Source organism: Bifidobacterium sp. LH_730 (assembly GCF_056355835.1).
Genome location: NZ_JBKETB010000020.1, coordinates 1 through 21,841, shown reverse-complemented (window position 1 = coordinate 21,841; position 21,841 = coordinate 1). Strand labels below are relative to the sequence as shown.

Sequence of the window (21,841 nt, the reverse complement as noted above, 5' to 3'; positions counted from 1 at the left end):
GGTTTGAACCAGTGGAAGGACCAGGCCTCGACGGCGGGCGGCCAGGCGATCCAGAACCTGGTCATCACCGGATCATTGATCACGATCATCCCCCTGGTGATCGCGTTCCTCCTGTTGCAGAAGTACTGGCAGTCCGGACTCGCAGCCGGCGCAGTCAAGGAATGAGCTGACGCAGGCTTGGGCCGGTGCGTGTGTCCGGGGCGGGGTCGGGATATGCCATGTCCGACACGCTCCGGGCCGCTCTGGCCAAGTCCTTACGGTCTGACATGGCATATCCCGACCCCACCCCTCCGTTCCAGCGCCAAGGTTGCGTTGGGGGGGCAATAAAGCGGGACTGACGTTTCTGCGGAACCGGACGTTTCGAGGGACCGGAGGCGGATATATGTTGCTCGACCGTGGGCTTGGCCGAACGGCCTTGAGTGTGTCGAGCGGCATATATCCGCCGCAGCGTCCCGGACACCAAACCAAACGCAACCAAACAACCAAACAACCAAACCCGACAAAAAATGGTTGGCGAACTTCTAAAGTTCGTCAACCGACGGCTCTCAGTCCTCGTATCGGCACATAAAATCGGTGAACAGCGCAGGCACAGTGCAACATTCGTCGGAAAGAGACTGCGCATAAAGCCCGATCATCGTGCCGAAGCATCCACCCGCGACTTCGGAGGATAGGTATTTGGCGCGATTCGTGCCGCAACGCACTTCCTGACCATCCGGCAGCGCAGCGAAGAACTCATATCGATCTGCGCGCGCCTCGACGCGCAACCGTACCGCCGCCGGCTCGCCATCGAATGCCGCCACCGTGTCGACGACCTTGAGGTCCCCCACGCTGGTCCGCCGCATCACGCTGGTGGCGTTGCCCATGCGACGAACCGCCAGATCGTAATGATGTTCATCGTCCATGAACAGGGTCAATCCGGCTTCGCCTTCCGCGACTGTCACCATGCAGGAGATATCCGCTTGGAAGTCGCACTGGCTGATGCCCAGGAAGGTCGGTGAGCCTGGCGTGTCCAAGGTCACGGCAGTGCCGGTGAGCTTGAGCCATCCGTCTCCGGAGTCATAGACGTCGTCGGATGGGGTGCGCAGCCGGTTCCATCCATCCGCCCAATCCGCTCCCGAGAACGTCACCGGATCGATTGGCTTTTGAACCAGTCCCTCGGGGAGTCGATCGGTCTCGATGCTCAGCGCAGCTGCGCCGGGGTGCGCTTCGTCGCCGGCGGTTATCCATCCGTCAGGGCTGAAGGTGACCGGTGTGAGCAGCGTTTCGCGTCCGAGGTGATGGTAGGGGGAGAAGGGATCGATCTGCCGGAACCCGAGATGCATCATCCACCAGTTGCCATGCCCATCGTCGACGAGATCGCCGTGGCCCACGCCCTGCAGCGTTTCGCCGCCCAGATCGCGGTTGGTGAGGATCGGATTGCCGGGGTAGCCTTCATAAGGTCCCCAAACGGATCGACTGCGTGCCAGCGTGACCATATGTCCGTATTCGGTGCCGCCCTCGGCGGCGAGCAGGTAATACCAATCCCCGATGCGGTAGAGATGCGGTCCTTCGAGGAAGCGACCGCCGGTTCCCATCCAAATCGTGCGGCTCGGGGTCAGGCGCGTGCCGGTCTCGATGTCGATCTCGCACAGGGCGATGCCTTTGGTGCCGTCGTCTCCGGCCCCGTTCGACATGAAATACGTGTGCCCGTCCTCGAATAGCAGCGAAGGATCGATGCCTCCCTGGTCCACGCGGATCGGGTCGGACCATTCGCCGTGGATGTCATCGGTGGAGACGATGAAGTTCCAGATGCCGCCCACGTCGGTGGTGGTCATGTACCAGCGGCCGTCGTGATGGCGCAGCGTCGGCGCGAAGATACCTGGGCGCTCGGGGTTCTCGGTGAGGTCGAGTTGGCTCAAGCGGGTCAGGCAGTGGCCGATCGGCCGCCAGTTGACCAGATCGTCGCTTTCGAACAGCGGCACGCCGGGGGAGTATCGGAAGGAGCTGCAGGCTAGGTAATACATATTCCCGACGCGGCAGACGCTTGGGTCGGGATGGAATCCGGGGATGACGGGATTGCGGTATCGCATGGCGCTCCTTTGCGTGGGATGTCCGGCAGTGCCGGGGTCGATGCGTCCACGATAGATGGGCGTAGTGCGCAAGGTATATGAATTTCCGGTGAGTGGAAATATCTTGCCCGTTCTATGTGTGCGGAGGGTGCCGTCCGACATCTGCCCAGGGCTCGCCGTTAGGCCCGGCGTCACCGGGCTCGACTCCCCAGGCCGGCAGAACGCGTTGCGGGGCGGGTCCCGCAAGCTGGCGGGTGATGCCGGTTGCGGCGGCCTTGACCAGTTGGGTCAAACGAGGCAATGGCATGGTGCCGGTTTTGACGACGATGCCGACGGCGGCGATCACGGCGCCGGTCCGGCCTCGTATCGGCGCCGCTACGGAGCTCACCGGTGCGCCGGGCGGTTCGAGTGCGATGACCTGTGTGCGCCTGATCTGCTCGAGCGAGGCGAGTATGACCTCGACCGGCGGACGGGGCGAATCGAAGGTGGGCCAGATGAAATTGCCTCCGTCAAGCACGCGTTCTACCACGGCTGGGTCGGCGTAGGCCAGCAGCACGCGTCCGGTGGCCGTGGGGACGAGCGGCAGTCGGTCTCCGATGTGGTAGAACACCGGCAACCGCTGTTTGCCGTTGCGTCGGTCGAGCACGACCATCTCATCGCCATCGCGTGAGCCGAGCTGGATGTGCAGATGAGTCATATTGCTCAGGTCGTCGAGTATCGGGGAGGCGGTTTCGCGAATTGTGAGCATCGGACGTGCCGATTGTGCGATTTCCATCAGACCCGGGCCGATGGAATACCGTTTCTCGGCGTCTCGTTCCAGCGCCTTCACTTCTCGTAGCTCGGCCAGCATGCGGCTGGTGGTGCTCGGGGCCAATCCAGTGCGTTGCGATATTTGCGATAACGTCAGCGTCGGGGTCTCCGAGGTGAAGCAGTTGAGTATCGCAAAGGTGCGCTGAATCACGCTGATCCGGCTGTTTTCAGCGTTGCTTGCGCCTGCTGCGGTGCTGGCGGTTTCTGATTGCGCGCTCATATCCACATCATACCGGGACGCCTCCGTTTTTTCCGCTGAGTGGAAATCTTGTTTTCGGCGTGCGAGTCACTCCCGTATAACGATGCCAACGGGTGGAACCACACAACGCGGTGAGGCGACCACAGGCCGCCGGTAATCCCATCTGTCCATATCGACACTGTTCGAAGGAGAACGACCATGAGCGAAACCACCATCTCGCCGGCCACCGAAGCGCAGGGTGCGCCGCCGGCAGAGACCGAGGACGACTACGATCGCATCGTCAAGGAATATGGCAGCCCCAAGCGCACTATCGCACTGGTGCTGATTGCGGCCGTTGGCCTCTACATCATGTGCATGACGCTGGCGACCTGCCTGTCGCTGCGCATCGCTGCCATCGCACCCGACCTGAAGAACGACTACTACAGCCGCATCACCGCCATCGGCAGCTTCGTGATCCTTTTCGCCGTGCCATTGGCCGGTGCGCTCTCCGACCGCACGACCAGCCGCTTCGGCCGTCGTCGTCCATGGATCCTTGGGTGTCTGGTGATTTCATTGATCGCCTGCGCCTGCGTCGGTCTGATCGACAACATGGTCATCATCGGCATCGCCTATGTGATTGGCGTTGTGGGCATGCAGTGCGGTTTCAGCACCTACAGCATCATTCCGGTCGAGGCCGTTCCCGACCGCTACCGTGCCCGCGTCATGGGCTTCATGGGCATGTTCGGAGCCCTCGCCACCTCGGCCGGTACTTATATCGCCGGCGCCCTCGTGCGTGTGCCGGTTCTGCTTATGATCACGCCCGTCGCACTGGGTCTGCTCACTGCCATTCCCCTGCTCCTGTTCTACCGTGATCCCGTCAAGAAGAAGTCCGAAGTGCCCGCCTTGGACCTCAAGGAGGTCTTCGGCAGCATGCTTGTCAGCCCTCGCAAGCACCCCAACTACCTGTGGGTGTGGATCACCCGCTGCCTGACCGGCTTCACCATCGCCGCGCTCTTCAGCTATTTCACCTACTACATGATCGACGTCATGAAGGTGCCGCTGGACGACATCGGTGCCAAGGCCGGTCTGCTCACGCTGATGTCCGCTCCCGTCTCCGTGCTTTTCTTCACCTGCTCCGGCTGGCTGTCCGACAAGTTCGGGCGTCGCAAGCCGATGGTCATGGCCGCCGGCATCCTCATGGCGATTTCCTTGATTCTGGCGGGCACTTCGCACGGCTTCGTGCAGTTCACCATCGCTTGGTTGATCTTCGCCATGGGCCAGGCCATGTATCTGACCGTCGATCTGGCGCTGTGTGCCTCCGTGCTGCCCGATCAGAAGGATGCCGGCAAGGACATGGGCATGTTCGCTGTGGCTTTGAGCATCGGTCAGATGCTCGCCCCGGCCATGGCCCCGTTCATCCTCAAGATCGGTCAGACCACCACGCCCAACTACATGCTTTTCTGGGCCGTCGCCGCAGTGGCCGCGCTGGTCGCCGCCGCCATGATGCCGCTGGTCAGGGGCGTCAAGTGAGATCCTGACCTCGACGCCAGGCATAGGAACACAACGCAGACACCGATCCCGGGGCTTGGGCTCGCTCGGCCCCGGGGCATGGAAAGGAACTGATATGACGTTGCAGGTGACCGATATCCGCTTCGCCCATCATCAAGCGGGAACCGACGTGCTGTCGGGCGGCGATTCCACTCCGTCCCTGTCTTGGAGGATCGTGGGCGCGCCCGAGGAATGGACCCAGGCCCGTGCTCAAATCGAGGTGACCCCTGTCGGAGGCGACTCCGTCGTCCATGAGCTCGAAGGATCCGAAGGAACTCGCAGCGTCGCCGTCGCATGGCCCGGTCAACCGCTCGATTCCCGGCAGGAGGCGACGGTGAGAATCCGCGTGGCGGACGCGGATGGCGACTGGTCCGACTGGTCCGAACCGCGATCCTATGCCTGCGGGCTACTGCATAATGCCGATTGGAACGCTGTCCCCGTCACCCCGGGGGCAACGGTGCGGCGCGAGGACCCGGCCCCTGTGCTGGTGCGACGCTTTACCGTGGGCACGGGAGTGGACCATGGGCGGCTTCATATCACCGCCGGAGGCGTGTTCGTCGCCTATGTCGACGGCCATCGCATCGGTCGCGACCAGCTTGCCCCCGGATGGACCGAATATGGCAAACGCATTGCCGCGTTCACCTATGATGTGACCGAGCTGCTGGCTCCCGGCGAGCATGAGCTTGCCGTCGTGCTCGGCAACGGCTGGTACCGAGGCAAGCTCACCTGGGGCTGCCGCACGAATGTGTATGGCGACGCGCTGTGGCTGCTCGCCGAACTCGGATGGCACGATGCCGATGGCGATCACACAATCGGCACCGACAACGGATGGCGTTGGCTCTCCTCGAACATCCTGTCCAACGACCTCTACGACGGCCAGTGTGCGGACACCCGTCTGCCGTTGCTCGGCGAAGGGGAGGGAGCGGCCGTCGAAACGATGGCCATGCCGCGGGCCGCCATCGTTCCGGCCGAGGCTCCCGCCGCGCGCATTATCGACGTGTTGCCCGCCCGTGAGGTGATCGTCACACCGTCGGGCAAACACATCCTCGACTTCGGCCAGAACATCGCCGGATGGGTGCGTGCCGTCGTCCACGGCGCCGATGCCGGCGACAGGCTTGTCCTGCGCCATGCCGAGGTATTGGAGCACGGGGAGCTCGGCACACGGCCTCTGCGCAATGCCAAGGCCACCGACGAATTCATCCTCGACGGCACCGACGGGCAGACGGTCGAACCGTTGTTCACCCAGCATGGTTTCCGCTATGTTGAGGTGGAGGGACTTGGGCAGGTTCGGCCGGAGGATTTCCAGGCCCTCGTTGTCTCCGCCGACATGGAATCGCTCGCCGACTTCGAATGCTCGGACGAGGATGTCAACCGGCTGTTCGCCAATGCCCGGTGGTCCGCCATCGACAACTTCCTGACCGTGCCCACCGACTGTCCGCAGCGCGACGAACGTCTCGGATGGACCGGCGACATCGCAGTGTTCGCCCCCACCGCGACCAGCCTGTTCGACGCCGCCGCGTTCCTAAGCTCCTGGCTGGAGGATATGGCCGCCGACCAGGGCGCAGATGGAGGCATCCCTGTGGTCGTGCCCGATGTGCTCGATGGGCCGAAGCTCACCTGCGGGTGGGGAGACGCGGCTGTGCTGGTGCCTTGGGCAATCTACGAAACCACCGGCGACGTTGGAGTGTTGCGCCGTTTCCTGGCGATGATGGATGCCTTCGTCGACGGCGTGGACCGGCTTGCCGGCGACAACCATCTGTGGCAGGGCGGGTTCCAATTCGGCGACTGGCTCGACCCGGATGCGCCGGTCGACGATCCCGGCAAGTCGAAGGCCGATCCCGACATCGTGGCCACCGCCTACTTCGCGCATTCCGCGCGGCTGGTGGCGCAGGCGCACGAGGCGGTCGGCGATGGCGAAGGCGCGGCGAGATACGGCGCTCTGGCCGACGCCGTCGCCCAGGCCTTCCGAGACGAATACGTCACCGCCAACGGGGCGATACTCTCCGACTGCGCATCCGTATATGCGATGGCCATCGCATGGGATCTGCTGGACACCGACGCGCAGCGGAACGGCGCCGGCCGTCGACTCGCCGACATCATCCGCGTATCCGGATACCGCATCTCCACTGGTTTCCTCGGCACCCCGCTGGTCTGTGAGGCGCTTGAGAAAAGCGGCGCCGGCGCCGTCGCCATGCGTCTGCTGCTTCAGCGCCGCTGCCCCTCCTGGCTCTATCCGGTCAGCATGGGAGCCACGACGATCTGGGAACGCTGGGATTCGATGCTGCCGAACGGCGACATCAACCCGGGGGAGATGACCAGCTTCAATCACTATGCGCTTGGAGCCATCGCGCATTGGCTGATCACTGGCGTCGCCGGGCTCAAGGCCACGTCGCCCGCATGGCGCACCGTGCTCGTCAAGCCGGTCGTCGGATCTGGGCTGAGTCATGCCAAGGCCCGTCAACGCACTCCCTATGGAGACGTCGAGGTGTCATGGCGGCTTGACGGCGATGCGCTGGACCTCGAGCTTGCACTGCCGGCTGGCGTCACGGCCGAGGTGCGGCTCCCCGGTGCCGCTCCTGTTCACGATGTCGTTAGTCGTCGCGTCTGGCATGTGGAGGGCATGGGAAAGACCATCGGCGCCACGACCGGACGGGTGTGCGACAGCATGACCGTGCGCGATGTCATCGATGATCCGATGCTGATGGACGGGCTGACCCAGGTCCTCGCCGAATGCGGTTCTCCGGTCTACGCCGGCCCGGATCCCGATGTGACCTTCGCGAAAACGGCCAGGCAATGGCTTGATGCGCCGGTTGATCGGATTCCCGATATCGCGGCCAACCAAGGTTATGTGCCAGGGGCCGATGCCATCGTCGCCGCGGCCCAGGCGTTCCTTGACCGATCTCGTTGAGATCGCGACGAAGCGCACACGAAATTATCCATATCCATAACGAATATTCATTGACAACAACACATCACAGCAAGGAGCCATCATGACCTTCCCTCAGCACTTCCTTTGGGGCGCTTCCACCGCCGGCCATCAGGTCGATGGAGGTGACGTGAACTCCGACACCACCTTCATCGAGCATGTCGAACCCACAGTGTTCAAGGAGCCGGCGGGCATTGCCTGCAACAGCTGGGAACGCTGGGAGGATGACCTGAATTGCGTGCGCGACATGGGTCTCAATGCCTACCGGTTCTCCGTCGAATGGTGCCGCGTCGAGCCCGAACGTGGCATCGTGGACGAGGCCGGACTTGACCACTATGACCGCATGGTCGACGGCTGCCTCAAGCGTGGCATCGCCCCGGCCGTGACGCTGAGCCATTTCACCGCGCCGCACTGGTTCGCCAAGGAAGGCAGCTGGATGAATCCCCATGCGGCCGATTGGTTCGCGGACCAAGCCACGCGCGTCATGGAGCGCATCGGAGACCGTGTGTCCATGGTCGTCACCTTCAACGAGCCCAATCTGTCGCAGATCCTGGCGCATGGCGCGATGCCGCGCGAGGCCTTCGCCTTCCAGCAACAGGTGCTTGCCGCGGCCAGCGCCAAGGCCGGCGTGGAGCATTATCGCCTCGGCAATGTGCAGGACATCGACGAATTCGACGAGATGGACGCGGGGCAGGCGCGTGCGCACCGCCGTGCCGTCGAAGCCGTGCGTGCCGCCGCTCCCGGGGTGCCGGTCGGACTGTCGCTGTCGGTCATTGACGACGATTGGGCCACTTCTGCCGGACGCGCCATCGTCGAGGCCAAGCGCACCGCCTGCTATGACAAGTGGGCCGATGTGGTGAAGGGCGACGATTTCATCGGCGTGCAGAACTACGAGCGCATTGTCTACGGCGACAATGGTCCGATTCCGGCCGCCGACGGCGAACCTGTCAACGGCATGGGCACTCCTGTCGAGCCTGGTTCTTTGGCTGGTGCCGTCACGTATATCCACGAACTGACCGGATTGCCAATCGTCGTCACCGAACACGGCATCTCCACCGATGACGACGAGCTGCGCTGCGATTTCATCCATCGGTCCCTGCCTCAGCTCGTCGGCCTGATGCACCGCGGTGTGCCGGTGCTCGGATACTTCCACTGGACGCTGCTCGACAATTTCGAGTGGATCTCCGCATTCGATTCGAAGCTGGGACTCTACACCGTGGATCGCGAGGGCGGAACATACGATCGAATCGCCAAGCCCAGCGCCAAGGTCTACGCCGACATGGTCAAGGAACTGACGCCGGTGCTCTGATCGGCGGGCGTCGGATGTCTCGCCATGCATCAGCATGATGAAAGGAACCGCGATGGGAACGCAGCGTTTGCGAGTCTCGGACAACGGGCGATATCTGGTCGATGCTCAAGGCCAGCCGTTCACTTGGCTGGCCGACACCGCGTGGACCATGCCCCAACGGATGAAGGCCGACGATGTCGACTACTTCATGCAGCGGCGCAAGGAACAGGGATTCACCGTGCTGCAGATCGTCGCGCTCGACCCGGAGCGGGATGAACTCATGCGTTCTCCTGCCGGCGAACCCGCGTTGATCGACGGCGACCTCACCAAGCCCAACGAACGATATTTCGCCTATCTCGACTGGGTGCTCGACCGCGCCGAGCATTATGGCTTCCATGTGTTGTTGCTGCCGGTGTGGGGCCAGCTGGTCGTGGGCGACAACTGGATGGGCGGTGTCTTTGACATCACCGTTGACGAATCGAACGCCTATGACTTCGCCCGGTGGATCGGGGCGCGTTATTGCGACCGAAACGGCATCATTTGGTGTCTGGGCGGTGACCGACAGCCGGTGCACCGCGGGCATGACTACCGTGCGGTGTGGCGTCGCATGGCCGAGGGGTTGGCCGCTGGTGTGCTCGGTCGCGAGCTTCGGTTCGATGCGCCGCGCGAGCAATGGCGCGACCTGCCGATCGCCTATCATCCCAGCTGTGTGAATCAGGATGAATGCGCTGCGATGACCTTCTGGGCCGATGACGAGCCTTGGCTGGCCCTTGACATGGTGCAGTCCGGGCACGGCGGCGATTCCAAGAACTGGGAGTTGATGGCCGCCGAACGTGCGCGTCCGGTCGCCCGACCGGTGTGGGACGGCGAGCCTGCCTATGAGATGATGCCCACGAGCTGGCCGCCGAGCGGAGCCCGCCATGGAGCATGGACCGTGCGGCGGCGCGCCTATTGGAGCTTGTTCGCCGGTGCCTTCGGATACACCTACGGCCATTGTTCGGTATGGCCGTCGATATCCGAGAAGGAACGCAACGAGATGTTCGTCGAGGATTGGTTCGAGGCCCTGGATGCCGAAGGCGCCAATCAGCTACGTCATCTGCGTGCGTTCATGGACGGCACCCGGATCATGACCTGCGTGCCCGACAACGGTTTGGTGCGTCAGCCGGCTGGTGAGACACAATCGACCGAGCTGCATATCGAGGCCTGCCGTATCACGGATGACTCGCGATGCTATGCCTATCTGCCGTCCGGCGGTCGAATCGACTTTGCGTTTCCCGCTGGCTGGTCCGAGGCCTGGATATGGTGGTACGACCCACGTACTGGCGCTGTGTGCGATGGCACCGGCCAGGCGATGGAAAAGCCCGCGCGTATCGGGATAAGCGCCGCGCCATCCTCTGCCGAGGCGGAACCGGTGTCACTGTGCGCGCCGACTTCCGGACCGGGAAACGACTGGGTGCTGATTGTCTCCCGCGAGGCCGGCGACGTGCCCGTGCAAGCTCGGATCTACCATCGCATGCCGGAATCGTCGTCCCTCGACAAGGTCTTCGATTGGTGAAATCGGGGCTTTACGATCACAACCCCGGAATCAACCCGCCCGGGGGATCAATGGTGAGACGCCCGGCCTCGAGGTCGATGTCAGGAACCAGCTCGCTGACGAACGGCACCAGCGCGGTTTTCTCGACGACGGGCTCGCCGTCCTTGTCGGTGCTGACGGTGACCGGCTCGGCCAGACGGATCTTGAGCAGGTCCTGGGCCGCTCCGTTGATGACGTCGACGACCTTGCCCAACGGCGGCACGTCGGGGCCAGCTGGCGCGCCCAGGCTATTGCCCTCGGCGAGATGGACCTCGAGCCCGATCAAGTCCTTCGGATACCATTCGTCGGCCTCGAGCATATCCTCGGGATCGTCTGCCTCGCCATAGAGTTCGGTGCCGTTCAGCGCCTCGGAGGCGTTGCGGTCGTCGCAGCCGACGAGCTTGATGATCCACCGGTTCTTGAAGGTGCGCGAGGACTCGACCTCATATTCCCGGCTGCCGTCGCGCGAGAACAGCACGGAACCCGGTTCGAAGCGCCATTCAGGTTCGTCGGTGAACACCTGCACCGTGACCTCGCCCTTCATGCCCTGCGCGCGTCCGATGCGCGCGACCCGCAGTAAATCGAGGGAATCGGAGCTGTCGGCGTCGGGGGAGGGGATCGGGGAATCCACATGCTGTTCCGTCATGCTGTGCAGTCTACCGTAGGGCCGGAATACCGGCATGAATCAAGTCGTCTGACGGTGCCTGTGCGGAAAACCGTACATCTAGCACATGCTTCGCATACGGTTTTCCGCACGAGGTTCGTCAGCGTGCGAAGAATCGTATATGTAACCCATGCTTTATCTACGGTTTTCCGCATGAGTGCCGTCGACCTGCGGAAGACCGTACATCTGGCCCCTGTCACATATACGGTTTTCCGCATGGGGTTCGTCAATCTGTGGAAAACCGTATGCAGGGATGCCGCCAAGGCCGGAAATGACGAAACCCCGATGGCATGTTGCATACCATCGGGGTTTCGTCGCGCTAGGCGCGTCTGTTATGCGTCAGCGGCGCACGTCCATGATGTCGACGCGCACCTTGTGGTCGGACAGCGCTTGGATCACCGTGCGGATCGCGTTGGCCGTGCGGCCGGAGCGGCCGATCACGCGGCCGATGTCCTCCGGATTCACACGCACCCGCAGCAGTTCGCCGCGCGCATTCTCATGGGACTTCACGGACACGTCGTCCGGAAAATCAACGATGTTCTTGATGAGATGTTCCACGGCCTGAGCCAGCATATCGCACTGCCTTTCCTATGCATTGGCGTTCTGGCTCCAGTCTAGTGGTGCCAGAACGCCTTGTGTCTCAAGTGTGTCGGCGAAGTATCCGTTGGACACTCGCCGACGGATCGTCACTCCGCGGACTCAGCCGGGGCTTCCTCAGCGGGAGCCTCAGCGGCCTCCTCGGCCGGAGCTTCCTCGGCAGCAGCGGCGGCTTCGGCCTCAGCCTTGGCCTTCGCGTCGGCCTCGGACTTGGCGGCCTTGAGCTTCTGGGCCTGGGCCTCGACGGCCTCCACGCGGGCGGCGGCATCCGGGCCGGCCTCAACGGTCTTCAGCGTGCCTTCGGCACCCTCAAGGCCCTTGAACTTCTGCCAGTCGCCGGTGATGTTGAGCAGCTTGAAGACGGGCTCGGACGGCTGGGCGCCGACACCAAGCCAGTACTGGGCGCGCTCGGAATCGATCTTGATGGTCGAGGGCTGGGTGTTGGGATCGTAGGTGCCGATCTCCTCGATGACCTTGCCATCGCGCTTCTTGCGGGAATCCGCAATGACCACGCGGTAGAAGGCGTAGAACTTCTTGCCCTGTCGCTTCAGACGAATCTTGGTTGCCAAAATGGCTCTCCTTATGCATTGGTTTGCGCCGTGGCTTTGCCAAGTGGGGCTTGGCGTACGCCATGGACGCGCGTTCCTCGCACCGCGGGGTGTAGAGGGCGCCACGCGATTCGAATAACTGCCCTAGTATAGCCCGGTGGGGGCGACGAACCCAGACGTATGGTCTGCTACGGGGCGCGCCCATCCCGACTCGATCGCATTTTGTGCACTTCGAGGCCGTATTGTGTACCGCCACCGCAGACGGCCGGCCTGGTATGGCGCCGAACCCTGCCGAGAACCGACGAGCGGGTACACAATATATCGACCAAGTACACAAAATGCGATTGGAACAACTGTCTCGTGCGGATGATGGCTCGGGATGAGGCGCAGGCGCAGAGGCTATGCCCGGGTGATGGCGGTGACCAGCGCCAGATGGTCGCTGCCGGGAATCTCGATGGCCTCGGGAACCTGCGGTTCGAGCCCGGTCGTGACCAGCACATGGTCGAGCGTGATGCGTGGCCACTTGGTCCAACGGGGGAAAGTCGGGGTCGGCATGCTCAGTTGAGGGCGTTCCTGACCGGCGTCCATGAGCTTTCCGTCGCGCAGCAGCGCGTTGAAGCTTGGATGGTTGATATTCGAGTTGAGATCGCCGAGGATCACGGCTTGGCCGCCGGCCTCCCTGCCGAGCTTCGCCAGTGCCCGGATGCCATCGGACCATTCGCGGCAGCCTCGCATCGGGGACTTCGGATGGGCCGAGGCGAATGCCACGCCGTCGACGGTGAGGGCCGGCACGTCGGCGGCGGGCATCGCCGGAACAGCGCTTTGCGTCGTTTGTTCGGGCTCTCGCGCGCTGAAGATGCCGTTGAACCCGCCGTTGTCTTCCTCCAGATCGCGGCCCAGCTGACGGTGGGGAAGCAGGTCGGACAGCCCGGCTTGGTCCAGCCGTGTCACCAAGTCGGCGGTCATCTCCTGCAAAGCCAACACATCGATATGCCGTTCGCGCACAGCATGCACAATCGCATCCGCGTCGGCGCGGCCATACCGGCAGTTCAATGTCATCACCCGGATCGTTGCGCCGCGTTGCGTGCGCTTGCCCCGTGGGAGGCGCTGGGTGCGTTGGAACCGGTATCGCAGTCCCGGCATGAATGTCCACATCAGAGCGAGGGCTATGAAACCGGTGAATCCCGGTTCGATCCAGAAGCCTGCGATGAACAACGCCACGGCCGGTATGGAGAGGAACGGCTGCAGCGCGATGAGATATGGAAGCGGCGCTCGCCCGTCCGCCCCAGCCGGCAGATAGGGCAGCAGGCTCCATGCGAAGATAAGCGCCGTGCAGACTTCCAATGCGATGCTCATTCCCAATGCGATGGTCATATCCGGCTTCCCTCCACCCATCGGCGTTACCTTCGCTCCGCTTTGTGGCGCTGGGGTAACGCCAATGGGCCGCTAAGCGTTATCTACGCTCCAGTATATGGAGCCTAGGTAACGGTGATTGCCCTCGGCGTTACATTCGTGCCGCTTTGTGGAGCCTAGGTAACGCTGAGGGGCCGCTAAGCGTTACCTAGGCTCCATGTGGTGGCGCGGGAGTAACGCTGCGGAAGTATGGGACTCCGCATGCGCATCGCCTATATGACGGCGAGGGGCGGTGGCGAACCGTCCGGTCCGTCACCGCCCCTCGCGTATTTCCGTATCTGAAATCAGCGACCGAAGAGGCCACCCAAGCCAGCGCCGGGGACCATGGGCATATCGCCGTCGCCGGCATTGTCCATCATCTCCTGCAAACCGGCGGGCAGAGCCGGGTTCTGCGGCTTCTTGGCGAAGGCCGAACCGGAGCCGTTGCCGCCGGAGGTCTTGCCAGCGAGCTTGTCGCGCAACGCCTTCTCCTCGGCCTCGCGCTTCATCGGATTGCCAGACTTCGACCCCTTGCGCTTGTTCTTGCCGCCCTTGCCCTTCTTGCCGCCGGGGCCGCCGAAACCGGGCATGCCGCCGCCCAGACCGGCCTTGTTCGACATGCGCTTCATCATCTTCGCGGCCTGCTCGAAGCGCTGCAGCAGCGCGTTGACGGCCGAAACCGTCACGCCGGAGCCATAGGCGATGCGGGCGCGGCGCGAGCCGTCGATGATCTTGGGATTGCGGCGTTCCTCGGGCGTCATCGAGCGGATGATCGCCTCGGTGCGGTCGATTTCGCGCTCATCGAACTGCTCCAGCTCCTTGCGATGCTGCGCCATGCCGGGGATCATGCCGAGCAGCGACTTCATCGAACCAAGCTTGCGCACCTGCTGCAGCTGGTCGAGGAAGTCGTCGAGGCCGAACTCGCCCTCGGCCATCTTCGCGGCGGCTTTGCGGGCCTCCTCCTCGTCGAACTGTTTCTGCGCCTGCTCGATGAGGGTGAGGATGTCGCCCATGTCGAGGATGCGGGAGGCCATGCGGTCGGGGTGGAAGACCTCGAAGTCCTTCAATCCCTCGCCATTGGAAGCGAAGAGAATCGGCTTGCCGGTGACCGACGCGACCGACAGGGCCGCGCCGCCGCGCGCATCGCCATCGAGCTTGGACAGCACCACGCCGGTGAAGTCCACGCCCTCGTCGAAGGCCTTCGCGGTGGCGACCGCATCCTGACCGATCATCGCGTCGATGACGAATAGGATCTCGTCGGGGTTCACGGCGTCGCGGATATCGCGCGCCTGACGCATCAATTCCTCGTCAACGCCCAGGCGGCCGGCGGTATCGATGATGACCGTGTCATAGAGCTTCTGCTGGGCCAGCGCGATCGAATCACGGGCCACCTTCACCGGATCGCCGGTGGTTTGCCCGGGAGCGGACACCGCGTCGCCGCCATCGGACTGCACGCCCTTCTCCGGGGCGTAGACCGGCACGCCGGCGCGCTCGCCGACGACCTGAAGCTGCGTGACCGCGTTCGGACGCTGCAAATCGGCCGCCACCAGCAGCGGCGTGTGGCCGGAATCCTTGAGCCAGTAGCCAAGCTTGCCGGCGAGCGTGGTCTTGCCGGCGCCCTGCAGGCCGGCGAGCATGATGACGGTCGGCGGCTGCTTGGCGAAGTTCAGCGGACGATCCACGCCGGCGCCGAGCACCGCCGTAAGCTCCTCGTTGACGATCTTGACGACCTGCTGAGCGGGATTGAGGGCTTCGGACACCTCGGTGCCGAGGGCGCGCTCGCGGATGCTTGCCGTGAAGGAGCGCACGACCTCGAGCGCCACGTCGGCGTCGAGCAACGCGCGGCGGATCTCGCGGATCGTGCCGTCGATGTCGGCTTCGGAAAGCTTGCCTTTGCTCTTCAGATGCTTGAACGCATTCGAGAGCCTGTCAGTCAAAGAACTAAATGCTGCCATAATGCCCCTCAGTCTAGCCGTCGGTGCGGAACGCGCGCCAGTCTACGGCGTTATATCCGGAAGACCCGGCAGACGATGGCTTGGCATCGACGGGAACGAGGGGCGATCGGCGATGATTATGGCGTCCACGGATGAGGACGGGCAGCGCCCGCAACAGTTGGCGGATGAGGCGAACAGTTGGTTGCTTCATGGAGGAGCGGCCCTCGAATTTCGCCGATATCACGGTGCGATACCGGCGAAACCGTGCCAACTGTTCGCCTCATCCGCCAACTGTTCGGATGGACGGGGCAAAAACCGTTTTGAAGGAAATCTAGGACAGCGACCACGTCGAGCCGGTCGGCCCATCCTCGATGGCGATGCCGGCGGTGTTGAGCTCGTCGCGAATCGCGTCGGCCTTTGCGAAATCACGTGCCTTGCGCGCTTCGGCGCGGGCATTGAGCTGAGCCGAGATCAGCGCATCGAGTGCGGCGTGCTCCGGGGAGATGCTGCCCTCGGCGCCGGTCACGTCACTGCCCATGCCCGAGGAGACCCACGGCTCGGCCAGTGGATCGAGCCCGAGCGTGTCAAGCATCGCGCGCACGGCGACCAGCATCGCGCGCACCTCGGCCTTCGCCGCTTCGGAATCGGCACGATCGGCCAGCTTCGACAGCAGCGTGTTGCCCTGGCGCACAGCCGTGAACACGGCCGCGGTCGCGCCCGAGACATTGAAATCGTCGTTCATCGCGGCCGTGAAATCAGCAGACAGCTCATCCGCCCCAACGCCAGCGATCTCCTCGCGGGAAGGCTGCTCGCCCAAGGCCACGCCCGCGCGCTCGATGAAATTCGACACGCGCTCATAGGCCGCCTTCGCCTCAGCCAGCGTCTGGTCGCTCCATTCGAGCATCGACCGGTACTGCACGCCGCCCAGCGCATAGCGCACCACCCACGGCGAGTTCGCCGCCAGCACCGCCGGCACCGACAGGCCGTTGCCCAGCGACTTCGACATCTTCTCGCCCTTGGCCGTCACCCACGCCGAGTGCATCCAATGCGCCGCCGAATCCCAGCCGGCCGCGCGCGTCTGCGCCATCTCGTTCTCGTGGTGCGGAAAGCGCAGATCCAGTCCGCCGCCGTGGATGTCGAACCCATCCTTCAGATAGCGGTGCGACATGGCCGAGCATTCGATATGCCATCCCGGCCGGCCGACGCCAAAAGGCGTGGACCAGCGGGCGTCCTCGGGATCGGTGTCCTTCGGCGCCTTCCACAGCGCGAAATCGCGCGGGTCATGCTTGTCGGGCGACATATCCGCCGGATCGACGGGATTATATTTGTCATCGCCCGCCGCGTCGACGGACGGCCCCATGCGGTCGGCCACGGCGGCGGCCTCGTCCGTCTCGCCGGCGGCCGCGGACTGCTTCTGATGCGTCAGCTCGCCGTAATGCGGCCAGGACGCCACGTCGAAATACACATTGCCGGTCGGCTTGCCGTCCGCGTCGCGCACGACATAACCATGCCCGTTGTCCAGGATCCGCTGGATCAGCGCGACCATATCCGTCACATGCCCGGTGGCGCGCGGCTCGTAGGTCGGCGGCAGTACGCCGAGCGTGTCGTAGGCCTCGGTGAACTCGCGCTCGTAATGGTAGGCGCGCGCCCACCACTGCTCGCCGGCGGCCGCGGCCTTGTCGAGGATCTTGTCGTCGATGTCGGTCACATTGCGCACGAAAGTGACCTCATATCCCAGCTTGGCGAACCAGCGGCGGATCACATCGAAGGCGACGGCGGCGCGGATATGCCCGATGTGCGGGGAGGACTGCACCGTCGCGCCGCATACGTATATCCCCACGCGCCCCGGCTTGAGCGGCACGAAGGCGGCGACGGTGTGGGAGGCGGTGTCGTAGAGGCGCAGGCCGGCGGCCGCGGACGACACGGAAGGCTTGGAATTTCGCGGTTCTTCAAGGGTTCCCATAGCCCCAACGGTATGCAGGGAGCGCGACATAGCGGTCGCGTCGAGTGCTGGGGCGGGAACAGGGACACGAGTCGGATGGGAGATGTCTGACCGGACTATGCGGTCGCTGTGCGCCCGTTTGCGCGCATGATTCCGCGTTCCGTGCCACAATAGAGACCATGACCTCACCACAGGTGCTTATCCTCCAGCACGTCCCATGGGAAAAACCGGGACGCATCGCGACGAATCTGGACGATCTCGGAGTGGCCCACCAGACGCTGAACATCGTGGACGTGAAGAAGCCGGATTTGCCGGATTTCGACGAGGTGTCCGGACTGGTCATTATGGGCGGACCGATGGGGGCCATGGATTTCGACAAGCACCCGGGGCTCAAGGCCGAGGCCAAGCTGGTGCGCGCCGCGATCGCCGTCGGCAAGCCGGTGCTCGGCGTATGCCTTGGCCATCAGATCATTGCGACGGCATTGGGCGCGAAACTGACTCAGGGGCCGGCGCCGGAAATCGGATTCGGACCGATCAAATGCGTTGACAAGCATGACTATTTCTCGATGTGGGACAAGCAGCTCAATGTGCTGCACTGGCACAATGACGTGGTGTCGCTGCCCGAGGGGGCGCAATTGCTCGCGCGTTCGGAAGGCACGAAGGTCCAGGCGATGCGCGTCGGTTCGGCGCTCGGGCTCCAGTTCCATCTTGAGGTCACACGCGGCGTGCTTGAGGAATGGCTTGACGAGCCGTCGATGGTGAAGGCGCTGAAGAAGGCCGGCGGGTCCAAGTCGCAGCTGCGCGAGGAATTCGAGGAATACGACCTGCGGTTGCAGCCGCTGGCCGAAGCCGTGTTCTCGGGGTTCGCGGCGCGCTGCAGCGGCTATGCGCGCGCCTTGCAGAGATAGTTGTGAGAGTGTTTGCGCTCATCGGGATGGATCTCGGTGTTCGCAGATAGCGGCTCCCGAACCGGGCATGGACGGCCGTCGCGCTAGATTGGTGCGTTATGCCGACATATGACCTTGGACTGGAACACGTTTCGCTGGCCTTTGCCACGAAGACCATATTCACGGATGTGACGCAGGGCGTCTTCGAGGGGGACCGCATCGGCATCGTCGGCCGCAACGGCGATGGCAAATCCACGCTGCTGCACCTGTTCAATGGCACGCAGGAGCCGGATTCGGGGCGTGTGACGCGCCGCGGCGGACTGACCTTCGGCATGCTCGACCAGCGCGATCCGCTCGATGACGAAGCCACCGTGCGTCAGGCCGCGCTTGAGGGACGCGCCGACTATGAGTGGGCTTCGGACAATACTTCGCGCGAGATCGTCGAGGCGCTGCTCGGCGGCATCAGCCTCGAAGCGAAGATCGGTTCGCTGTCCGGCGGTCAGCGGCGCCGCGCCGATCTGGCGCGCCTGCTGCTGCGCGATTGGGATATCCTCGCGCTCGACGAGCCCACCAACCACCTTGACGTGGTGACGATCCATTGGCTCGCCGAGCATCTGAAGAACCGCTGGGCGAAGGGGGCCGGCGCGCTGCTGCTCGTCACCCACGACCGCTGGTTCCTCGATGAGGTGTGCGAGTCGATGTGGGAGGTCCACGACGGGGTCATCGATCCTTTCGAGGGCGGGTACTCCGCATACATGCTGCAGCGCGTCGAGCGCGACCGTCAGGCCGATGTGCGCGAGACCAAGCGCCGCAATCTCGCGCGCAAGGAGCTCGCGTGGCTGACGCGCGGGGCGCGGGCGCGCGCCACCAAACAGAAGTTCCACGTCAAAGCCGCGCGCGAGCTCATTGCCGATGTGCCTCCGGTGCGCAACACGTTGGAACTCAAGCAGATGGCGACCTCGCGCCTGGGCAAGCAGGTCGTCGATCTGATCGACGTCACGCAGGTCTTCGAACACACGCGCGACATGTCCGGGCTTGACGAGGGTGCCGCGGAGCTCGCTGCTTCCGCGGGACAGGTGGATGTGGTGCCTTCGCTGTATGCGGAACCGCAGGTCTTCGGTTCGGTCGAAGTGGCCGTCGATGACATGGGGGACCCGAGGCTGGTGGATGCCGGCGTGCCGGGTGCCGCCGAGGCTGCGGAGGCGCATCGGCAGGCCATCGAACGCGCCGCTGAAGAGGCAAGGCTTAGCTATGGCGTCAATACGGTACCGGGTGGTTCCTCCTCGCTGCGTGGAGATAATGCGGGCAATCGAGGGGATTCTTCGACTTCGCTGCGCTCCGCTCAGAATGACAGCAGGAATGGAGCGACGCCGCATGACGACGGTGGCACCTCCATCCGGGCTGACGGCGAGGAAGTCACTTCCGCCGCGTTGAAGGTGATGGTCGAGGGACGCAAGGTCTTGGATGACGTGACTTGGTTGATTGGGCCGGGCGACCGCATCGGCATCGTCGGCGCGAACGGTGCCGGCAAATCGACGCTGCTCAAGCTGCTCGACGGTACGATAACCCCGACCCTAGGGCATGTGAATATCGGCAAAACCGTGCGTTTCGCCGTGCTCTCCCAGCGTCTCGACGAACTTGAGTCCCTGGGCAAATACAAGATCAAGGAAGTGCTGAGTCGATACAAACCCAGCTATATCGTCGACGGCAAGGAAGTCACCCCCGGCCAGCTCATGGAACGGCTCGGCTTTGAATCCGCGCAGCTTATGACTCCGATCCGCGACCTGTCCGGTGGGCAGAAGCGGCGCATGCAATTGCTGCTCATCCTGCTCGACGAGCCGAATGTGCTCATCATGGACGAGCCCGGCAATGACCTCGACACCGACATGCTCGCCGTCATGGAGGACTTGCTTGATACCTGGCCTGGCACGCTGATCGTCGTCTCGCACGACCGGTATCTGCTCGAGCGCGTCACCGACCAGCAGTTCGCGCTGATCGGGGGCAAGGTGCATCATCTGCCCGGTGGCGTGGATGACTATCTGAAGATGGTGGAAGCCGCGCAATTCGAAACTGCCGCTGGTGTCGCTACCGGCGGTTCCGGCTCGTCTGCCGCGTCCGCAGGGGCGGCGCAGGCGACCGCCAACGCCAGCGCGGGGGAGTCCGGCGCATCCGACGCCGCTCCCAAGCTCAGCGGTAAGGAGTTCCACGAGGCCTCGAAGCGTGTCAAGGCCATCGAACGCAAGCTCGCCAAGCTGGAGGAGACCAAGGCGGATCTGGAGGTGCAGATGGCCGCGCACGACCCGTCCGATTTCGTGGGGCTGGGCAAGCTCAACGAACAGCTTCAGACCCTCGCTGAGGAGAACGAGTCCTTGGAGATGGAGTGGATGGAGCTGTCGGAACAGCTGGAGTAGGGGTTGCGCCACGCCGCTCCGGGACGCGTGTTGACACGGTTGATTCGGAGTCTCTTCATATGGTTCAAGCCGTCGCAAAACCGTTGAAATGACGCGGATGCAACCGCTGGTTGCGCTGCGCTTGGGCTGTTGCGCTCGCAAGTTGGTGGCGCGGAGAGACGCTGACAGGGCATAGTGGGGTCATACGCTGTAACCATCACGAAGGAGGGGAGTCCGATGAGCTTCTCCAGCAATCTTCAGCACCTGCGCGCCAGCCGCAACCTCACGCAGGAGCGTTTGGCGATGCTCCTGGGCGTCTCCCGCCAGTCGATTAGCAAATGGGAATCCGGGAAGGCATATCCCGAGATGTATTAGCACCCGCGCCACCAAGCTGGCCGTCAGGCATCACTAAATAACGTGGCCCCATGATGGACGGCAACGTGGCATTGCTGCCGCCGTCGCCGTCTTCATCGTCTCCCGTGTCTGTGGATAACAGGCCGTTAGGTTCCAAGAACTTGCCGGGAGAAATGTTCAGAAACCTAGACGCCTTGCTAACGTCTGCGATAGTCCACGCGATAACGCCGTGCATTTTCTGCGAGATCGTCGCCGGCGACACGCCGAAGTTGCGCGCTAAGTCGGACTGGTTTTTTGACCGCATCAGAAGTGCGAGCCGAATATTTCGGCTAATGACTTCCTCAAGGGCGATGCCCGGTATTTCAATCATTTCAGCTTGTTTAGTCATGCTTACATGTTAGCACCACTTAAACACACTAACAACATTGCGCATTTAAATTTATTTAGGCATAACTTAAATATGTGTTAGTGTTTAGGTATGACTAAAATGATTGTCGCCGCTGGCGCTGCCACGGCCATTGACTTGCTATGCAATAGCAACCACGTTTCACGCTCTGAGCTGGCTAGAGAGTTGCATATTACGCCCGCTGCCATGTCGTTGAAGATGAACGGCAAAAACGTGTTTACACTTTGCCAGATTCAACAGATTGCCGATTATTTCGATGTCTCAGTGGACGCGCTTCTTGGCCGTGAGCCGTTGGAGGTTTCGCGGTGAGTTGGGCTTACAAAGTGTTGTATGCGCTGGCTGTGTGGCCGGTTGCG

15 protein-coding genes and 3 pseudogenes are annotated in these 21,841 nt (G+C 63.2%); 9 read left to right on the top strand and 9 right to left on the bottom strand.

The features are described 5' to 3' along the window. Window positions 1-165, top strand: a pseudogene (locus AC1AUD_RS13290) (carbohydrate ABC transporter permease); the annotation flags it as partial. A 380-nt stretch (window positions 166-545) separates the two neighbouring features. On the opposite strand, the gene AC1AUD_RS13285 reads toward AC1AUD_RS13290, so the two are convergent. Further along, window positions 546-2,069 carry a glycoside hydrolase family 43 protein gene (locus AC1AUD_RS13285; protein WP_476574855.1) on the bottom strand — a complete coding sequence of 508 codons (1,524 nt, stop codon included), beginning with the start codon at window positions 2,067-2,069 and terminating at the stop codon, window positions 546-548. A 112-nt stretch (window positions 2,070-2,181) separates the two neighbouring features. Next, a complete protein-coding gene (locus tag AC1AUD_RS13280; RefSeq protein WP_476574854.1) occupies window positions 2,182-3,078 on the bottom strand; it encodes an IclR family transcriptional regulator in 897 nt (298 codons plus the stop codon). A 177-nt stretch (window positions 3,079-3,255) separates the two neighbouring features. Here AC1AUD_RS13280 and AC1AUD_RS13275 point away from each other — a divergent pair, with 177 nt between their 5' ends. From AC1AUD_RS13275 to AC1AUD_RS13260, 4 genes are all read left to right on the top strand, one after another. Next, on the top strand, window positions 3,256-4,566 hold the full coding sequence (locus AC1AUD_RS13275; protein WP_476574853.1) for an MFS transporter: 1,311 nt from the start codon (window positions 3,256-3,258) through the stop codon (window positions 4,564-4,566). 94 nt (window positions 4,567-4,660) lie between these two features. Then, on the top strand, window positions 4,661-7,492 hold the full coding sequence (locus AC1AUD_RS13270; protein WP_476574852.1) for a family 78 glycoside hydrolase catalytic domain: 2,832 nt from the start codon (window positions 4,661-4,663) through the stop codon (window positions 7,490-7,492). Between the two features lie 82 nt (window positions 7,493-7,574). Continuing rightward, on the top strand, window positions 7,575-8,819 hold the full coding sequence (locus AC1AUD_RS13265) for a glycoside hydrolase family 1 protein (protein WP_476574851.1): 1,245 nt from the start codon (window positions 7,575-7,577) through the stop codon (window positions 8,817-8,819). Window positions 8,820-8,871: 52 nt separating this feature from the next. Then, window positions 8,872-10,353, top strand: a complete 1,482-nt coding sequence (locus AC1AUD_RS13260; RefSeq protein ID WP_476574850.1) for a glycoside hydrolase family 140 protein — start codon at window positions 8,872-8,874, stop codon at window positions 10,351-10,353. Window positions 10,354-10,369: 16 nt separating this feature from the next. On the opposite strand, the gene rimM is transcribed toward AC1AUD_RS13260, so the two are convergent. The 6 genes from rimM to cysS all read right to left on the bottom strand — a co-directional run bounded on the left by rimM (window position 10,370) and on the right by cysS (window position 17,469). Further along, entirely contained in the window at window positions 10,370-11,017 is a 648-nt protein-coding gene (rimM, locus tag AC1AUD_RS13255; RefSeq protein WP_476574849.1) for a ribosome maturation factor RimM, read from the bottom strand. Between the two features lie 357 nt (window positions 11,018-11,374). Then, the gene (locus tag AC1AUD_RS13250) at window positions 11,375-11,608 is read right to left on the bottom strand and encodes an RNA-binding protein (protein WP_033891569.1); all 234 of its coding nucleotides are present in this window, start codon (window positions 11,606-11,608) and stop codon (window positions 11,375-11,377) included. Between the two features lie 113 nt (window positions 11,609-11,721). Continuing rightward, on the bottom strand, window positions 11,722-12,201 hold the full coding sequence (gene rpsP, locus AC1AUD_RS13245; RefSeq protein ID WP_476574848.1) for a 30S ribosomal protein S16: 480 nt from the start codon (window positions 12,199-12,201) through the stop codon (window positions 11,722-11,724). 378 nt (window positions 12,202-12,579) lie between these two features. Beyond that, window positions 12,580-13,554: an endonuclease/exonuclease/phosphatase family protein gene (locus AC1AUD_RS13240; protein WP_476574847.1), complete on the bottom strand. Its 975-nt coding sequence runs from the start codon at window positions 13,552-13,554 to the stop codon at window positions 12,580-12,582. 323 nt (window positions 13,555-13,877) lie between these two features. Beyond that, window positions 13,878-15,527: a signal recognition particle protein gene (gene ffh, locus AC1AUD_RS13235; protein ID WP_476574846.1), complete on the bottom strand. Its 1,650-nt coding sequence runs from the start codon at window positions 15,525-15,527 to the stop codon at window positions 13,878-13,880. 310 nt (window positions 15,528-15,837) lie between these two features. Continuing rightward, complete coding sequence (gene cysS, locus AC1AUD_RS13230; protein WP_476574845.1) at window positions 15,838-17,469, bottom strand: cysteine--tRNA ligase; 1,632 nt, start codon at window positions 17,467-17,469, stop codon at window positions 15,838-15,840. Between the two features lie 158 nt (window positions 17,470-17,627). Between cysS and AC1AUD_RS13225 the strand changes: the two genes are divergently transcribed. The 3 genes and pseudogenes from AC1AUD_RS13225 to AC1AUD_RS13215 form a co-directional block, all read left to right on the top strand. Beyond that, window positions 17,628-18,356 (top strand): type 1 glutamine amidotransferase, encoded by a 729-nt coding sequence (locus tag AC1AUD_RS13225; RefSeq protein WP_476574844.1) that lies wholly within the window; start codon window positions 17,628-17,630, stop codon window positions 18,354-18,356. Window positions 18,357-18,439: 83 nt separating this feature from the next. Next, window positions 18,440-20,746 (top strand): annotated as a pseudogene (locus AC1AUD_RS13220) (ABC-F family ATP-binding cassette domain-containing protein); the annotation flags it as partial. A gap of 216 nt (window positions 20,747-20,962) precedes the next feature. Further along, window positions 20,963-21,094: pseudogene (locus AC1AUD_RS13215) on the top strand (helix-turn-helix transcriptional regulator); the annotation flags it as partial. Here the strand turns inward: AC1AUD_RS13215 and AC1AUD_RS13210 are convergent. Next, window positions 21,057-21,467: a helix-turn-helix domain-containing protein gene (locus AC1AUD_RS13210; protein ID WP_476574843.1), complete on the bottom strand. Its 411-nt coding sequence runs from the start codon at window positions 21,465-21,467 to the stop codon at window positions 21,057-21,059. The pseudogene AC1AUD_RS13215 and the gene AC1AUD_RS13210 overlap by 38 nt on opposite strands. A gap of 90 nt (window positions 21,468-21,557) precedes the next feature. Between AC1AUD_RS13210 and AC1AUD_RS13205 the strand changes: the two genes are divergently transcribed. Then, window positions 21,558-21,794: a helix-turn-helix domain-containing protein gene (locus AC1AUD_RS13205; protein WP_476574842.1), complete on the top strand. Its 237-nt coding sequence runs from the start codon at window positions 21,558-21,560 to the stop codon at window positions 21,792-21,794. Window positions 21,795-21,841: the final 47 nt, after the last annotated feature.

Bases quoted from the DNA above. Each gene is read 5' to 3' on its own strand.
- AC1AUD_RS13250 (WP_033891569.1), bottom strand. From the start codon at position 11,608: ATGCTGGCTCAGGCCGTGGAACATCTCATCAAGAACATCGTTGATTTT.
- AC1AUD_RS13285 (WP_476574855.1), bottom strand. From the start codon at position 2,069: ATGCGATACCGCAATCCCGTCATCCCCGGATTCCATCCCGACCCAAGC.
- AC1AUD_RS13275 (WP_476574853.1), top strand. From the start codon at position 3,256: ATGAGCGAAACCACCATCTCGCCGGCCACCGAAGCGCAGGGTGCGCCG.
- AC1AUD_RS13265 (WP_476574851.1), top strand. From the start codon at position 7,575: ATGACCTTCCCTCAGCACTTCCTTTGGGGCGCTTCCACCGCCGGCCAT.
- AC1AUD_RS13280 (WP_476574854.1), bottom strand. From the start codon at position 3,078: ATGAGCGCGCAATCAGAAACCGCCAGCACCGCAGCAGGCGCAAGCAAC.
- AC1AUD_RS13225 (WP_476574844.1), top strand. From the start codon at position 17,628: ATGACCTCACCACAGGTGCTTATCCTCCAGCACGTCCCATGGGAAAAA.
- AC1AUD_RS13260 (WP_476574850.1), top strand. From the start codon at position 8,872: ATGGGAACGCAGCGTTTGCGAGTCTCGGACAACGGGCGATATCTGGTC.
- AC1AUD_RS13240 (WP_476574847.1), bottom strand. From the start codon at position 13,554: ATGACCATCGCATTGGGAATGAGCATCGCATTGGAAGTCTGCACGGCG.
- ffh (WP_476574846.1), bottom strand. From the start codon at position 15,527: ATGGCAGCATTTAGTTCTTTGACTGACAGGCTCTCGAATGCGTTCAAG.
- cysS (WP_476574845.1), bottom strand. From the start codon at position 17,469: ATGGGAACCCTTGAAGAACCGCGAAATTCCAAGCCTTCCGTGTCGTCC.
- AC1AUD_RS13270 (WP_476574852.1), top strand. From the start codon at position 4,661: ATGACGTTGCAGGTGACCGATATCCGCTTCGCCCATCATCAAGCGGGA.
- AC1AUD_RS13210 (WP_476574843.1), bottom strand. From the start codon at position 21,467: ATGACTAAACAAGCTGAAATGATTGAAATACCGGGCATCGCCCTTGAG.
- rimM (WP_476574849.1), bottom strand. From the start codon at position 11,017: ATGACGGAACAGCATGTGGATTCCCCGATCCCCTCCCCCGACGCCGAC.
- AC1AUD_RS13205 (WP_476574842.1), top strand. From the start codon at position 21,558: ATGACTAAAATGATTGTCGCCGCTGGCGCTGCCACGGCCATTGACTTG.